The following is a 16,703-nucleotide window of genomic DNA, read 5'->3' as shown; positions in this document are numbered from 1 at the left end:
GATTCTAAATCAACCGCCCTTTTGCTATTCGCTATGCTTATTTCTCTTCATTAAAGTAGAGTTTGTAGTAGTACATGCCTTTTTCTTCATCAAAACCTTTTTGGAGTAAGCCGTCTTCTTGGGCTTGGGCCGATTGGACCTTAATTTCCATTTGGCTATCTAGCTGAATAACTCGCTTAAACGAACGAGCGGCTTTCTTGACCGCAGGGGTGGCAATAAAGAAGGGCTCTTCTTCTATATCTTCTAGGCCCACTTTTTCTTGATATTGCTGCTTATAGCTATTAAATTGCTCTTTTTTCTCTTCGTTATCCTCAAAAATCTGCTCGACAAATTCTTCCGCATCAAAGCTATCTTGGGTCTCGAAATACTCCAAAGATTTATTGAGGAAGGCGACTTGCTCTTGCTTTTCTTCGGTTTCAAATTGTTGCTTGCCAAAGTCCTTACACATCTTGAGGTAGGTCTGTGTATAAAAGAGCTCATCTTGCAGTTGAGTAATTTGCAAAAACTCATCTCGCCAATATTTGGCCTCACTACTTTTAAGGTCCACAGAAGCTACTCTAAAACCACTTTCGCTTTCCACATTAAAGACCAAACAACCTTTGTCCATTTTCTTGAGGTCTACGCCCTCTTCAAAATAAAAGGTCCAATCTTCTTCTTCATCTAGACGAAGCTTGAGAAACTGCTCTTTATTCTCGGTCTTAAAAATACCAATGGCTTCCACCAATTCGTCATTGACCAAAATATCTTCAAAATAGACCAAGTAGAATTCGCCCCCCTTAATTTTGGGGTGGTTAGAGCAATTGTAGAGCTGCTGCAACATCAAGACCGATTGCTCATAAAAGGTCTCGGCATCAGCTTGCTCAAAAATGCTCTTGCAATAGCTAAAGATTTCATTCATCTCTAGCTCACTAGGATGGTTAAATTGATAAAACTCCTCAAATTTGAAGGAGCCCAAAAAGAAGTTTTGCAATTGCTCTTTTTGTTCGGCCTGAGGAAGGGGCAGCAGTTTGCTGGCCACCTTCATGCCCTCATCTCGGCTTTTGTTGCCCAAGCGATGTAGGGCCAAACGACGCATTTGTATTTCGGAAAGAACGACTTGGGTATCCATAGCTTTGATTTTGGGCAAAGATAAGGGTTTATTCCCTGCGGCGCATAAAAAAAGTCCCGCTTCCTTTTCAGAAAACGAGACCCACACTATAAGAACACCCAATTAAAACCTTTAAAATCTTTTTTATCAGATTTCATTTTTTTGTCAAAAGCTATGCCAAGGGATAGCCTTTTTATTCACTCAATCCTTAAAGAATTGTTAGTTATATTATTACTTTTCTAGATGATTTCTACCAATAACGGTGCCTAAAGGGAGCTTGTTTTATACCTAAAACTTAAAGTATTGTTAATCTAAAAGAAAAAGAGTATAACGAAACTTTTAGTTGTAGAAAGAGGGCAATAGCTTAGAATCAACAAGCTATTGCCCTCTCTTTTAATTGGGGACCTTTTGCGTTTAGCAGGCGGCGAAGCCGCCGCAAAGGCGCGCAGCGCCTCGGCTGAGGGATGGATAGCAGTGGCCGCAGGCCAGACCAAAGCGCGCAGCGCTGCAGGGCCGAGCGATCAGCGAGCTGCGGCACAGCCCGACCCGAGCCGATAATTCATGAGGGTTTTAACCCTCATTTTTTATCGCTTCGCAAAGCGATACCGCTTTGCGCTGGGTTTCAACCCGGCGGAAGGGGCAGCCCCAAAATACAGCCTACTTAATCCAGTTCAAACTCCTGATCGATTTCGGGAAAATGCTCTTTGAAGAAGTAGACCCATTTCATTTTTTCGTTGCGGTCATTGCTGGCAAATATGAGCGCTTGGCAGCTTTCAGAGACATTATAGGCGCAGCGATCTTCTGATTCGCCAGCTTCTAGGGCCAATAAATAATGCTCAATAGCTTGCTCAAAATTTTCTTGGTAGTAGGCGCAGGCGCCTAGTCCAGTTTGGCATTGAGCCTGATAATCGGGATACTGCTCTTGGATTTGCCAGTAGGCCTGTTTGGCCTCTTCCAAAGCGCCTTTGACCATCAGTTGGGCGGCTAGGTTGAGCAGTTGGCTGAGGTCACTTTCTTCGGCCTCAGGAGACAGCAATTGCTGAAAGCGTTGCATCATGGCTTGGGCCTCTTCTGGGCTAAGACCACCTTCGGCCATGCGGCCATAGAGCTGCATGCTGCCATCTTCTTGCACGGCAATAATGAGTTTGGGTTCTTCCTCTTGGCCTAAGGGCAGCTCTTCGAGCTTGAGGTAATCGGCTGCGCCCTTGAGGTAATGCGTCAGGCGGGCCAACTCAACAATGGCCATACCGAGGTCCTCGGCCTCCGATTCATCGGCAATATAGGCGGACAGTTCGGCTTTCATTTCGGCCAAAACCTCTTCTACATATTCATTCTGCTCAATTTCGGGCAGTTGGACCAACTGTCCGATAAAGCGTTGTAGGCGATCAATGGCTCCAATTAGGGCGGGTTCTACCAGCACGGGTTCATCATCGCTATAGAGCAAAATCTCAAAGGCATCTTGGCCAGCACAAAGGGCGGCATACCAGTCTTCCTGCTCAGCAAGCTGGTCAAATTTCTTTATTTGGGTATAGAATCTTTCCATAACATTTATTTTGTGCTCTAAATTAAGGCTTTTCCTTGAAAGGCTGTTAAATCTATACAATTATGCTAACAACTTTAGATTGGGGAGTCATTATTGGCTTTTTGCTCCTCATTATTGCCCTTGGGCTCTCTTATGGGCGGCAATCGGGCAAGAGCCTAGAGGCTTTTTTCTTGGGCAACCGAAAGCTGCCTTGGTGGCTGGCGGGTTTGTCTATGGTGGCCACTACTTTTGCCGCAGATACCCCCTTGGCGGTGGCCGAATTGGTGGGCCAAAATGGGGTTTCGGGCAATTGGCTTTGGTGGAACTTTTTGGCGGGGGGAATGCTTACGACCTTCTTTTTTGCCCCCCTTTGGCAACGCTCTGGGGTCTTGACGGAGGTGGAATTTATCGAGCTGCGCTATAGCGGTCCCGCTGCTCGCTTTTTAAGGGGCTTTAAGGCCATTTATCTAGGCCTTTTTCTCAATATTATCATCTTGGCCTGGGTCAATTTGGCCATGAGCTCTCTTTTGCAAGGCATTTTTGGCCTGACAGAAGGCATGGCCTTTCTTTATACCTTAGGGTTACTGCTTTTGGGTGCTGTTTATTCGGCTGTGGCGGGCCTCTTGGGCGTGGCCGTAACGGATGCGCTGCAGTTTGTGGTGGCTATTTTGGGCTGTATTATTTTGGCTTATGTGGTTTTGGATCAGCCAGAAATTGGGGGCTTGTCGGGACTTACGACACAGCTTAAAGCAGAAGATCCCGCCCTGCTCGATTTCTTTCCTTCTACCCAAAAAGAGGGTTCTGGTCTCTACTTTGGCATTAGTTCTTTTATTGCCTATTTGGGCATTTTGTGGTGGGCGAGTTGGTACCCCGGCGCCGAGCCAGGTGGAGGCGGCTATACCGCCCAGCGGATGATGAGCACGGGCAGCGAAAAGGCCGCCCAATCAGCCAGTTTGCTTTTTCAGATGGCGCATTATTGCTTGCGGCCTTGGCCTTGGATTTTGGTGGGCTTGGCGGCTATTTTGCTCTATGCTTTGCCCCCCCAATTGCCTGAGGGCCCCCTGAAACAGCAGTATAATCAGTTTGTAGAAGCGGGCTGGACCGCCCAAGAAGTACTGGATGAAAAGGCAGACCTGAGCGCAAAATCTCCTGAATTATTGGCCCAATTGCCCGCTTTTCGCCAGGCACTAACAGCTGCTGCTGCCGAAAATCCCAAGCTGGCCTCAGCCATAGATTATCAACTTTCTTATCGCCAAGGCTATGTAATGGCTATGCGCGATTTCTTACCACCGGGCCTTTTGGGGCTGCTGCTCGTGGCCTTTTTAGCGGCTTATTTGAGTACGGTCTCTACACAGTTGAATTGGGGCGCAGGCTATTTGGTACATGACTTTTATAAGCGTTTTTTGCAGCCTCAACAGACGGAGGGACACTACGTTTGGATCTCTCGTTTGCTCAATATTCTCTTGGCCTTGGCGGCCGCAGGCATCAGCCTCTTCATTGAGCAAATCTCTGGCGCTTGGGCCTTTATTTTACAAGCTGGAGCGGGCTTGGGCTTGCTCCTCATTCTCCGTTGGTATTGGTGGCGCATCAATGCTTGGGCCGAACTGACGGCCATGATTGCCCCCGCCTTGATTAGCATTCCCTTTTTCTATTATGAGGTCCCCTTTGAGGAGGCCCTGCCCACAACGATCCTATTTACCACTATAAGTTGGTTGCTGGTCATGATTTTCACCCCCGCTACCGACCCAAAAGTGCTTCAAGCTTTTTATCAGAAAGTCCGTCCCCTAGGCGATTGGTCGGGCTTGGGCATAAAGAGCAATAACCGCCCTTTACTTTCTTTATTGGGCCAATGGTTGGCGGCTATTGTCCTGACCTACAGCCTGCTTTTTGCGGTGGGCAAATTACTGTTTTTAGCCTATACCGAGGCGGCAATTTTCGGAGGAACGGCCCTTTTGGCCCTGCTTGTCCTTTATCTTTTGCAAAGAAAGAAGTAGGGGAGGGGCCTCCGCTGCGGCTTCGCCTTGCGGCGCTACGCTTCAGGGCTCGCAGGTCTGCTCGGCCCTTCGGCCTCTGGCCTCGGTCTGCCGCCTTCGGCGGCCCCCTTTCGCATCGCTAGGCCAAGTCAGCACTTTTACCTTCTAATAAATTAACTCACGTTTAACAGATTATACATTATAAGAAATAAACAACACTCTTATATTTGAATTTACCTTTTTACTAAAAAAAAACACATAAAAAATTTATTTTTAATCATTATTGCGATTTTATTTTTGGGTTCCTGCTCGAAAGGAAATGTTGTTATTGAACAACAAGTGGAACAATCTAGCGCCACTAAAAACCTATCAGATGATGCTAGTAGCTATACCTATTTTAGTATCCCTACAGAATATCAGGCTGATCCAAATGCAGAACTAACAGTATTTACATTTACAGAAACAGCTGTTGTTAATGGCGAAAAATATAATGTACATATAAAAATTGAGTTAGCAGATCAAGCTATTGGCTCGATTTCATGCAATACTGAATGGGCTGATGCGATTAACTTACCTATAGATTTTATCCTTACTGAAGAAGAGTTTATTCTGGAGTTGAATGATATCATGACAGAGGCACAACACAAAGCACCAAATTGGTGGACTCGCCTTAAAAAATGGACGAGGAGAGTTATTTATGGTTGTGATGGCGTAAGGCTCTCCATTGACCCGGTTACAGGTGCTTGTCAGCAAACTGGAGCTCATTATCATTGGCTAACAGGACCCCGTTATGGAGGTAACTATGGAGGTACACAAAGTTCGGAGATTTGTGGTACTGGTTATAAATGGACGGACTGTTAACTAATTGCAAATTATAAACATAGGAATGCTAGCTAGTGTATAGCATTCCTATGTTCTTTTTACAAAAAAAACTATGCTAAAATATATACTTTTCTGTTGCTGTTGGAGTCTGTCTCTTCACGCCCAAACTAGCTCCTACTTTCTATTTGATGAGGAAAGCCAAACCCCCATTCCCTACACTAGCCTTAGCTTAAAGGACCACAGTCAGCATTGGAGTACAGATAGTTTGGGCCAACTAACTATTGCAGCAGAATTTCAACAAGATAGCCTTTTTGTCCGTAGCCTTAACTACCCCAATGCAGCCATTATCTTAGCTCAGTTGCATACAGATACCATTTGGTTAAGCCCCCAAGCTCATCAATTAGAAGGGATTACCGTCAAAGCCAAAAAAGGAAAGAAAAAACGCATTCGCCCTCAAGGAAAATATAGTAAGGGCTATGGATATAAAACAATGACTTCAGATAATATCCATTACCCCAAACAGCGAGTCGCAAGGTATTTTGAAAACAGAGAACAAAAGACAGGTTATTTAGCAGAAATTGCCTTTGATGTAATCAATAAAAGAGGTTGGGAAAATGCTTTTAGACTTTGGATTTATAGTCATCAAGATAGCGTTCCAGGCCAAGCGATTAGTCCCCCTATTGACTTTATTCCCAAACAGAAAAATACTTGGCAAAAATGCGCTCTTCAAGATTACCAAATAGAAGTACCTAAGAATGGCTTTTGGGTAGTTGTAGAAGCCGTTAGAGATTCTGTCGAACTAGTTAATGAATACTATTTAGCCCAAGACACTATGATTACTGATTTAGAGCGATGGAGCATTTTTCCAGATCAAAATGGCAATGTCCTTTATTATGAAATTAAAGTTCGAACAGGACTTCGAATAGAGCATCCAACGCGTTCCAGTTGTAGTAGTTGTGCTCGTCAGGAATATACAACTACTTCCCCCCAACAGCCCTTAGCTTGGCAAACAAGTTGTAACTATCTTCCTAATGATTTACTCTGGGAAGAAGGACATTTATGGGAAATAAAACATCTAAATTGCCTCAAAATGAAAGCTTGGGTTTATTGGGATTGAATGATGGCTTTTGGGCTTTTGAGCAGCAGCTAAAAACAGAACAGTAAGAAAATATTCTTTTCTACGGTTTTGCAGGCGGCGAAGCCGCCGCAGGCTGAGGGATGGACAGCAGTGGCCGTTAGGCCAGACCCAGCCGCCAAAGGCGGCGCAGGGCCGAGCAGACCTGCGAGCTGCGAAATGGCCCGACCCGACCGAAGGGAGGGGCAGCCCCAAAAAAACAATAAGAAAGAGAGATTTATCTTTCAGATGGCCCAGCCTGATTAAAAAGCCTTATCTTTAAAGCCGTTTTTTGATCGCTTTTAACCTTGCTTATGGCCCCCAAATTATCCTATCGGCAGTCGCTTTATCATCGTCGCTTTGAAAAAATTATGAAGCAGCTCAATGATTCGCAGCGGGCGGCCGTAGAGCAGATTGAAGGGCCGGTGATGACGATTGCTGGGCCGGGGACGGGCAAAACGCATATTTTGGCGGCGCGGATTGGGCAAATTCTCTTGCAGACCGATAGCCGCCCCTATAACATTCTTTGTTTGACCTTTACGGATGCTGGGGTGCAGGCCATGCGTCAGCGATTATTGGAATTTATTGGTCCAGAGGCCTACCGCATTCATATTTATACCTTTCATTCTTTTTGCAATAAGGTCATCCTTGAAAATCCCGATAACTTTGGGCAGAAAAACTGGCAATTGGCCACGGAACTAGAGCAGATTGATTTTGCTCGTCAATTGCTAGATGGTTTGGAGCCCGATCATCCTTTGCGTCGCTCTCGTCGCCAACCTTATCGCTATGAGGGCCAATTGCTGCGGCTATTTCAGTTGATGAAAACAGAGGGTTGGACCCTCGAGCTGGTTCAAGAAAAAATTGAGGATTATCTCGATTATATCAAGGAGGATAAAAAGTATCGCTATCAGCGAAATGGCCATAATTACAAAAAAGGGGAGCTCAAACTCAAGGCCTATCAGGAGGAAAAAGAGCGGATGCAACGGCTATTGTCTGCCGCCGCCCTCTTTGAGGAATATGAGTTTTTGATGGAAGAGGCCAGTTGTTACGACTATGCCGACATGATTCTCTGGGTGTTGCGGGCCTTTTTGGACCCGGAACAGGAGGAGTTGCTGTTGCGCTATCAAGAACAATATCTCTATATCTTGGTCGATGAATTTCAGGATACTAATGGGGCGCAAAATCAGATTTTGATGCAGCTCATTGGCTTTTGGGAGCAGCCCAATATCTTTATTGTGGGCGATGACGACCAATCTATTTTTGAGTTTCAGGGGGCTAGGGTAAAAAACTTGATCGACTTTTTTGAGCGCTATCAAAACGGCCTGAGCTTGGTCATGTTGCAAGACAACTACCGCTCGAGTCAAGAGATTTTGGATGCCTCCAAAGCCTTGATCGATCATAATGAATTGCGTATTATTTCTTTGTTGGAGGCCTTGGAGCTGGACAAAAAACTCAAGGCGCGCCGTCCCTTTAAGCAGGGCGAAGAAATAGAGCTAGAACTACAACAATATCCCAGCGCTTTTGAGGAAGAAGTCGCAATTGTCGAAAAGATCAAGCAGCTCAAAGCCGAAAAGCAAAACCTGGCGGAGGTGGCCATTATTTACGCTCGCCACCGGCAGTCTCAGGACCTGATCCGTTTATTGGAGCAGGCCGAAATTCCTTATCAGACCAAGCGGCAAATCAATATTTTAGAAGAGAGTTTGATTAAGAACTTTTTGCTGTTGTTGGAGTATTTGGCCTTGGAGTTTGAGCAACCTTATGCGGGAGAAGAATACCTTTATGAGCTCTTGCACTTTCAGTTTATTCCCATTTTGGCCAGCGACCGACGCAAGTTGGTCAATTATATGGTGCGGGAAAACCGCCGTCGTTATCTGGCCAAGGAAAGAGAGCCCTTAGCTTGGCGGGACCTGCTGCAAATGGCTCCCGACTTGACTGAACTGCAGCTCATCGCTCCCGAAAAAATCAGGGCTTTGGTCGAGTTTTTTGATGAGGCCACGGGCTGGTCGGTCAACGAGCCGCTCAGTCGCTTGATGGAGCTCCTATTTAACCGATCGGGCCTATTGCAGTACGCCAGTGAAGCCGCAGAAAAAGATTGGTATTTGGGCTTGCTCAACACCTTTTTCGACTTTGTCCGCAGGGAGTCAGAGCGAAAAGAGGACCTTAATTTATGGGGCCTTTTGGAGCTGATCCAGCGCATGAAAGACAATCAGCTGCGCTTGCCCATGACGCATAGCCGCTATGCCGAAGATGGAGTACAGTTGCTGACCGCTCACGCCTCTAAGGGCCTAGAGTTTCAGTATGTCTTTATGCTGCATTGTTTGGATGGAACTTGGGGCCCAAATAGCCGCCGAAGCATCAAGAAGTTCAAATTACCCGATAACTTATCGCAGGCCCATGCGGTTTTGGATCAAGAAGAGGCTAGCCGCCGCTTATTTTATGTGGCCATGACTCGTTCTAGGGCCTATTTGCGGATCTCCTACCATGCTAATGATAGCCAAGGGAAATCGTGCAAACGCCTCTCTTTTGTCGATGATTTGATGATTGATGCGGAGCTAGAAGAGCAGCAAATACAGCTGCCCGCTTCTATTCTTCAGCAATATCGACATCAGTTTTTGCAGTATTTGCCCGAGCACTTACCCCAAGAACTACTGCTCGATCCAGCCACAATTGCGGCCCAACTAGAAGATTTCCGTTTGAGTGTAACGGCCCTGAATGCCTACCTCAACTGCCCTTTGAGCTTTTATTTTCAGCGGGTGTTGCGTCTGCCAGCCAGCCAAAGCGTAGAGGCGCTTTATGGGCAGGCGGTGCATGAGGCCTTAGAAGAGCTTTTGCGGCAGGGGCAAAACAATACGCGGCTGCGGCTGCCTTCTTTGCCCGCTTTCATCTCTCTTTTTGAAGAGCGTTTAGAGATGAAACGGCTGCTATTTAGCCAAAGAGCCTATGAAGAAGCCCTCGATTTGGGCCTCAAATACCTCAAACGTTATTATGAGCAGCGACAAGAGCGCTTTGGGCAGGAACTAGACAAAAAAATCTTGCTAGAACAGTCCTTTTATGGTACTCAATACAAGGGCGTGCCCCTAACTGGAAATATCGATAAATTGGTGCAGGCCGAAAAGGGCAGCAGCCTTTGGCATATTGTCGATTATAAAACGGGCAAGCTCGAAGAGAAGCGCTTTAGTGCGCCAAGCAAACGCAATCCCTTGGGCGGCAATTATTATCGTCAGTTGGTCTTTTACGCCCTACTCTTGGAGAGCTCTCGACAGATAGAGGGACGGGCCATTTCTGCCGAAATTGACTACATCAGTCCCAATGAAGCGGGGCATTTTCCCGAAAAAGAAATGGAGATCCATGCAGAGGATTTGGCCAATATGGGCGAATTGGTGCAGGAGGTCTATGGTAAAATTAAGCGACATGAATTTGCTGAGGGCTGCCAGAAAAAAGACTGTAAATGGTGCAATTTTGTGCAGCATCAGCAGATTCCCAGCAGCTTCCGAGATGAAGAAGTAGAAGCTTTGGATGATTAGGGGCTGCCCCTCGCTTCGCTCGGGTCGGGCCATTTCGCAGCTCGCAGGTCTGCTCGGCCCTGCAGCGCTTTCAGCGCTTTGGTCTGCCGCCTTCGGCGGCCCTGCTACAGCCCCTCAGCCGCGGGCCTTCGGCCCTTTTTACTGTAGGTTGAAACCTACAGCTAGAGTGGTATTGCTTCGCAATGATATATGAAACTAGCTTGGTCGCCTGCAAAACCGTAGAAAGAATATTTTCCTACTGTTCTGTTTTAGCTGCTGCTCAAAGGCCCCAAAGTCATCATTCAATCCCAATAAACCCAAGCTTTCATTTTGATACAGGAGATTTTAACTTCTTTGGTACCATAATAATTACAGCTTGTTTGCCAAGCTACAGGCTGTTGGGGGCCTTTGGTTGTGTAGCTCTGAATAGCGCAAATACTACAATAAGGAGGCTTTAGCAGCTCTGTTCTAAGTCCTGTTCGATGCCGCCTGCTGTACGAAATTACATTACCGTCTTGGTCAGTACGAACTCGCCATCGCTCCAAGTCGGTAATTGTGGTGTCTTTGGCCGAATAAGAGGGAGCCTCTAGATGAGCAGAATCTTTAACGGCTTCTACAACTACCCAAAAGCCATTCTTAGGTACTTCTATTCGGTAATCTTGAAGGTCGCATTTTTGCCAAGCATTTTTTTGTTCGGGAATAAAGTCAATGGGGGGACTAATCGCTTGGCCCGGAACACTATCTTGATGACTATAAATCCAAAGTCTAAAAGCATTTTCCCCACCTCTTTTATTGATTACATCAAAGGCAATTTCTGCTAGATAGCCTGTCTTTTGTTCTCTATTTTCAAAATATCTGGCCTTCCGCTGCCTAACATAACGAGTATTATCAGAGCTAAATTTATTCAAAGAGTAGTAGGCTTTTACCGTTTTTCCTTTAGGGCGGATGCATTTCTTCTTTGCTTTTTTGGCCTTGACGGTAATCCCTTCTAATTGATGAGCTTGGGGGCTTAACCAAATGGTATCTGTATGCAACTGAGCTAAGATAATGGCTGCATTGGGGTAGTTAAGGCTACGGACAAAAAGGCTATCTTGTTGAAATTCTGCTGCAATAGTTAGTTGGCCCAAACTGTCTGTACTCCAATGCTGACTATGATCCTTTAAGCTAAGGCTAGTGTAGGGAATGGGGGTTTGGCTTTCCTCATCAAATAGAAAGTAGGAGCTAGTTTGGGCGTGAAGAGAAAAAGAAAACAGGAGGAAAAAAAGGAGTCTCATCTTTACTATCAATTGTTTAGGTGTAAATAAGGGCAAAGGTAAACGAATGCTTTTTTAAGCCATAAAATTTTGGGGCCGAAGCAGAACGGTTAGCCTGAAAACCAAAGGATGAGCGGCCTAGCGATGGGCAGCAGTGGCCGAAGGCCAGACCCAGCCGCCTTTGGCGGCGCAGGGCCGAACGATCAGCGAGCTGCGAAACGTAGCGCCGCAAGGCGAAGCCGCAGCGGAGGCCCCCAAAAAAAGCCCCATTCTTGACAAGCAAGAATAGGGCTGTAAAGCTGCTTATGAAAGATTAGATACTTTCTTCGGGGCCATGGCCTTTGAAGACCACATAAAGATAGCCTAGAGCGGGGAGGATAAAGAGCGAGCCGAGCATCAGGGCCCAGCCGAGCACGGCTAAGGTGGCATCGGGAGCGCGGCTATCGTAGAGGTCTAGGCTGCCCCCATTGCTGAGCATAATGGCATGCGGATAATGTACGAGCAACCAAGCGCCAAGAATGAGAATCGTTTGAGCGCCAGCCATTAGGCGAGCAAGCAGGACTTTTCCTTGGCGGACCGCCTTAAACAGAAAGGGGAGGGCCGCGGCGGCCACAACAACCGCTACAATACTGAGCGGGCTGCTAATCAACTCATTGAAGAGAGGGAGACCATCTACATAGGCGGCAATAAAAACAATAGGGCCAAGGCCAACGGCTGCCAACAGCCATTTCCAAGCTTTTTGAATAAAAAACTCCTTGACCTCGGGGTCTTCATTTTCGCCGATGAGATAAACAGCGGCTAAAAAGGCAAAAAGAGCAGTAGCCAAAAAGCCTACACTAATAGAAAAGAAATTGAACCAAGGGGCAATATAGCCCATATAAAAATCGCTGGGATTGGGGTCAATTTTGCCTAGGCTCATAGCGCCAAAGGTAATTCCTATAAAGAGAGAAGAAACAAGGCTTCCCCAAACAAACACCCGATGATACATCAACTGGCTTTTTTCGTCCTTGATGGCATCATAGTGTTTAAAGGCATAGGCTGTTCCGCGGAAAATAATGCCCAGCAGCAGGATAAACACAGGAATATGTAGGGCGGTAGAGATCACTTTAAAAATGGCGGGAAAGCCCATAAAGCTAATCACCACAGCAATCACCAGCCACATGTGGTTGGCCTCCCAGATGGGGCCAATAGCTCGGCCAATTACTTTTTCGGCCTTGGGGGTAGTAGATAAAAGCTGAATTACGCCTGCGCCAAAATCGGCCCCGCCCAAAAGGGCGTAAAGGACCAAAGAAAGGAGCAGAAAAGTCAGCACAACAATATACATAAACATAAAATCGGTCTTTTAGAGGCACTAAAAATTAGTCGATAGCTTCTGTTTTGGTATGCACTCGTTTTTGGTTGAGGTCAATCTCCTCATCCATACTATCATAGTTTTGGGCTAGGGTTTGGACCTGTCGTTTCATCAGCCAGCTCACTAAAACGGCCAAAAGCGTATAAACAACGACCACCGTATAGAAAGAATATTGGATGCCAGGCATGGGCGTAACCGCCTCTTTAGTGCGCATAATCCCGTGGATAATCCAGGGTTGGCGGCCTACCTCGGTAACTGTCCAACCCGCCTCTACGGCCAGCATGCCTAGGGGAGTAGATAGGGCAATTAGCCAAAGGAAGTTTTTGTGTCCCAGCCAGCGGGGGCGAAAGCGTTGGGCAAAGAAATAGAGTAAGGCCACCATCATGAGGAAGGTCCCTGCGCCCACCATAATTTGGAAAGCAAAATGGGTAACGGCTATGGGAGGCTGTTCATCTTTGGGAATTTGGTCTAGGCCTACCACCTCCTGTTTAAAGTCGCCATGAGCCAAAAAGCTCAATAGGCCAGGGATTTTGATGCCATAATGTACCTCGCCAGTTTCCTCATTAGGTATCCCACCAATCAATAGGCCGGCATACTCTTCTGTATGAAAGTGGGCCTCCATAGCGGCTAATTTAGCGGGTTGGCGGACCGCCACATCCTTAGCTGAAAGATCACCGCTAATAGGTTGTAGAAAGGCGGCAATTCCACCCACCAGCAGGGCAATGCGCATCGCTTGTTGGTGAAATCGATTGGCGGGTTTACGGATCAGTAAAAAGGCATGCACCCCCGCCACGGCAAAGCCCGTAGCTGTAAATGCGGCTAAAATCATGTGTAGGGCTTGGGTAAACCAGGCGGGATTAAACATAGCGGCAATGGGGTCAATATTACTGTAAGTATTACTGACAGGATCATAATCGAAACCTGCGGGGCTATTCATCCAAGCATTGGCCGCAACGACCAAAATCCCCGAAGCCACCCCCGAAATACCGACCACAAGGCCAGAGCTCCAGTGAATCCATTTGGGGATTTTCCCCCAACCATAAAGAAAAAGGCCAAGAGCAATCGCCTCAATAAAAAAGGCGGTACCCTCTAAAGAAAAGGGCATGCCGAAGATAGGTCCGGCATGCTCCATGAATTCGGGCCACAAAAGGCCCAACTCAAATGATAAAACGGTGCCCGAAACCGCACCAGTGGCAAAAAAGATGGCCACCCCTTTCGACCAAGCTTTACTGAGGTCCTTATACACAGCATCTCCAGTTTTAATATAGCGCCAATGCGCAATAGCCATCAAAAAGGGCATGGCCATGCCCACACAGGCAAAGATGATGTGAAACCCCAAAGAAAAAGCCATCTGTAGACGGGCTGCAAGTAGGTCTCCCATAATGATATATATTATTTATTAGTAGGTAGAAGTAGTTTCTGATTCAAAAGAATAGCTTTTAACCAGCTTCCGTTGTGATGATTAACACAGAGCCAAGGATAAAGCTCCCCAATAAGTGGTAAAAAAGTTCTACAAAAGCGGAGGCCCCTTTTTACTTATGGGGGCGTTCATTAATCTACTCAGCCGCAAAAGCAGGGCCCAAACAATTATTTATTCTGCAGAGCTTTTTTACTCCTAAAAATATTCTGTTTGGGCTTTTCAATCCTAATATTCTTCTGAAGGTCTCTATTTGTTAGAAAAACAAGCAGTTAGAGCGGGCGAATAGGGGCTTTATTTTTTTGTTTTTATGATAAAGGCCTATCTTTGCGCTGATTTTACAGTTTTACTTATACCATTTCATTATTGTCCAAGAATAAAATTATGGCACAAAATACTGGATACATCAAGCAGATCATTGGACCTGTAGTCGATGTAAGCTTTTCAGCCAAAGAGGCTAAACTTCCCGAAATTCTTAGCGCCCTTGAGGTGACTCGCCCCAATGGAGATAAAATTGTTCTCGAATGTCAAAAGCACCTTGGTGAAGATAGCGTCCGTACGATTGCTATGGACAGTACCGAGGGCCTTACTCGTGGCATGGCTGTAGTTGATACAGGAAGTATGATCACGATGCCTGTAGGTGACGAGATCAAAGGTCGTTTGTTTAATGTAGTAGGGGAGCCTATCGATGGTTTGGGTGAATTGCCCAATGCTGAGCGTCGCGCTATCCACAATAAACCTCCTCGTTATGAGGACTTGAGTACTTCTCAAGAGATCCTTTACACAGGTATCAAAGTTATCGACTTGATCGCTCCTTACCTCAAAGGGGGTAAAATTGGTCTTTTCGGTGGTGCAGGTGTAGGTAAAACCGTACTTATTCAGGAATTGATTAACAACATCGCCAAGAAGCATAAAGGACTCTCCGTTTTTGCTGGTGTAGGTGAGCGTACTCGTGAAGGAAATGACCTTATGCGTGAGATGATTGAAGCTAATATCGTTCGTTATGGCGAAGGCTTTAAGCACTCTATGGAAGAAGGTGGATGGGACCTCAGCGCTGTAAAGCATGACGAGCTAGCTGAATCTCAAGCTACCTTTATCTTCGGTCAGATGAACGAACCTCCCGGTGCCCGTGCCCGTGTAGCTCTTTCTGGTCTTACTGTTGCCGAGTACTTCCGCGATGGTGATCCCAATGAAGCTAAAGGTCGTGATATCCTCTTCTTTATCGATAACATCTTCCGCTTTACGCAAGCCGGTGCCGAGGTATCAGCCCTTTTGGGACGTATGCCTTCTGCAGTAGGTTATCAGCCTACGCTCGCTACCGAGATGGGTTTGATGCAAGAGCGTATTACTTCAACTAAGCGTGGTTCAATTACTTCTGTACAGGCCGTTTACGTACCTGCGGATGACTTGACTGACCCCGCTCCCGCAACTACTTTTGCTCACTTGGATGCCACCACGGTACTTAGCCGTAAATTGGCCTCTTTGGGGATCTATCCTGCGGTAGATCCTTTGGATTCAACTTCTAAGATTTTGTCTCCCGATATCGTAGGCGATGAGCACTATACTTGCGCCCAACGTGTAATCAACATTCTTCAGCGCTACAAAGAATTGCAAGATATTATTGCGATCTTGGGTATGGAAGAATTGTCTGAAGAAGATAAATTGGTCGTACACCGCGCCCGCCGTGTACAACGCTTCTTGTCTCAGCCTTTCCACGTAGCCGAGCAGTTTACAGGTCTCCAAGGGGTACTTGTAGACATCAAGGATACGATCAAAGGATTTAATATGATCATTGATGGAGAAGTAGACAAATATCCCGAAGCTGCCTTTAACCTTGTAGGTAGCATCGAGCAAGCTATGGAGAAAGGTGAAAAACTCCTCAGCGAAGCTTAATCCAATAGATAAATAGATCTTAGCCGTGGCTGCTTCGGCCGCGGCTAATTTTTTTAGGCCATCATACAAGATATTATTATGGAACTCATTGTATTGACGCCAGATAAGAAAGTTTTTGAAGGCAAAATCAGCAGCATTACGGTGCCTGGTGTAGATGGAGAATTTGAGGTGCTAGAAAATCACGCCGCTATTGTGGCCTCTTTGCAGGCAGGCGATGTGAGCTTTTTGGCCCAAGAAGGGGGTAAGCAAGAACTCGCTATCCAAAGCGGATTTATCGAGGTGCTCGATAATAAGGTTTCTCTGCTCGTTCAAGAGTAGACCGCCTTTCCACTCTCCCATAAGAGACGCTTCTTTTTGATAAGGAGCGTCTCTTTTTTTTGGGGCCTGCCGCCTTCGGCGGCCGGGCCCTTGCAGGGCTCGCAGGTCTGCTCGGCCCTTCAGCCCTTCGGGCTTTGGTCTGGCCTTCGGCCACCCTTTCAGGCCCCTAGGCCTGCGGGCCTTCGGCCCTTTTTACTGTAGGTTGAAGCCTACAGCAATAAAAGAGACCATTTTTAGCAAACAAGGGCTTCAGCCCAAGGTTCTTGACTGAGCGACTAAAGTCCTTGTTCGTTAGGCCAAAAACCATCTAGTCGCTAAAGAAGAAAGCCCAAAAAAAAAGACAGTACAGATTCGCAGGCGGCGAAGCCGCCGCAGGCCTAGCGATGTGCAGCAGTGGCCGTCAGGCCAGACCAAGCGGGCGAAGCCCGCGCAGGGCCGAGCGACCCGACC

11 protein-coding genes are annotated in these 16,703 nt (G+C 46.6%); 6 read left to right on the top strand and 5 right to left on the bottom strand.

Features of this window, described 5'->3' with window-relative positions:
- Positions 1-37: 37 nt before the first annotated feature.
- Both PPO43_RS07510 and PPO43_RS07505 read right to left on the bottom strand, forming a co-directional pair.
- Positions 38-1,126, bottom strand: coding sequence for a nucleoid-associated protein (locus tag PPO43_RS07510; RefSeq protein WP_272621189.1), 1,089 nt, complete (start codon positions 1,124-1,126; stop codon positions 38-40).
- Between the two features lie 622 nt (positions 1,127-1,748).
- Complete coding sequence (locus PPO43_RS07505) at positions 1,749-2,630, bottom strand: hypothetical protein (protein WP_272621188.1); 882 nt, start codon at positions 2,628-2,630, stop codon at positions 1,749-1,751.
- 62 nt (positions 2,631-2,692) lie between these two features.
- Here PPO43_RS07505 and PPO43_RS07500 point away from each other — a divergent pair, with 62 nt between their 5' ends.
- The 4 genes from PPO43_RS07500 (at position 2,693) to PPO43_RS07485 (ending at position 10,042) form a co-directional block, all read left to right on the top strand.
- Complete coding sequence (locus tag PPO43_RS07500) at positions 2,693-4,603, top strand: sodium:solute symporter family protein (RefSeq protein WP_272621187.1); 1,911 nt, start codon at positions 2,693-2,695, stop codon at positions 4,601-4,603.
- Positions 4,604-4,921: 318 nt separating this feature from the next.
- On the top strand, positions 4,922-5,443 hold the full coding sequence (locus tag PPO43_RS07495; protein WP_272621186.1) for a hypothetical protein: 522 nt from the start codon (positions 4,922-4,924) through the stop codon (positions 5,441-5,443).
- Positions 5,444-5,516: 73 nt separating this feature from the next.
- Positions 5,517-6,521: a hypothetical protein gene (locus PPO43_RS07490; RefSeq protein WP_272621185.1), complete on the top strand. Its 1,005-nt coding sequence runs from the start codon at positions 5,517-5,519 to the stop codon at positions 6,519-6,521.
- 311 nt (positions 6,522-6,832) lie between these two features.
- On the top strand, positions 6,833-10,042 hold the full coding sequence (locus PPO43_RS07485) for an ATP-dependent helicase (RefSeq protein WP_272621184.1): 3,210 nt from the start codon (positions 6,833-6,835) through the stop codon (positions 10,040-10,042).
- 281 nt (positions 10,043-10,323) lie between these two features.
- Here PPO43_RS07485 and PPO43_RS07480 read toward each other — a convergent pair whose 3' ends face one another.
- From PPO43_RS07480 to PPO43_RS07470, 3 genes are all read right to left on the bottom strand, one after another.
- Positions 10,324-11,295, bottom strand: coding sequence for a hypothetical protein (locus PPO43_RS07480; RefSeq protein WP_272621183.1), 972 nt, complete (start codon positions 11,293-11,295; stop codon positions 10,324-10,326).
- Positions 11,296-11,587: 292 nt separating this feature from the next.
- Complete coding sequence (locus PPO43_RS07475) at positions 11,588-12,604, bottom strand: cytochrome d ubiquinol oxidase subunit II (RefSeq protein ID WP_272621182.1); 1,017 nt, start codon at positions 12,602-12,604, stop codon at positions 11,588-11,590.
- 28 nt (positions 12,605-12,632) lie between these two features.
- Complete coding sequence (locus PPO43_RS07470; RefSeq protein WP_272621181.1) at positions 12,633-14,006, bottom strand: cytochrome ubiquinol oxidase subunit I; 1,374 nt, start codon at positions 14,004-14,006, stop codon at positions 12,633-12,635.
- A 420-nt stretch (positions 14,007-14,426) separates the two neighbouring features.
- Here PPO43_RS07470 and atpD point away from each other — a divergent pair, with 420 nt between their 5' ends.
- Both atpD and atpC read left to right on the top strand, forming a co-directional pair.
- Positions 14,427-15,935, top strand: coding sequence for a F0F1 ATP synthase subunit beta (gene atpD, locus PPO43_RS07465; protein ID WP_272621180.1), 1,509 nt, complete (start codon positions 14,427-14,429; stop codon positions 15,933-15,935).
- 78 nt (positions 15,936-16,013) lie between these two features.
- Complete coding sequence (gene atpC / locus PPO43_RS07460; RefSeq protein WP_002658810.1) at positions 16,014-16,253, top strand: ATP synthase F1 subunit epsilon; 240 nt, start codon at positions 16,014-16,016, stop codon at positions 16,251-16,253.
- The last annotated feature ends 450 nt before the right edge of the window (positions 16,254-16,703 follow it).

It is taken from the genome of Saprospira sp. CCB-QB6 (genome assembly GCF_028464065.1).
Taxonomy (GTDB): domain Bacteria; phylum Bacteroidota; class Bacteroidia; order Chitinophagales; family Saprospiraceae; genus Saprospira.
Note: the sequence above shows the minus strand (reverse complement) of the source record. Positions and strands in the feature narration are given on the sequence as shown.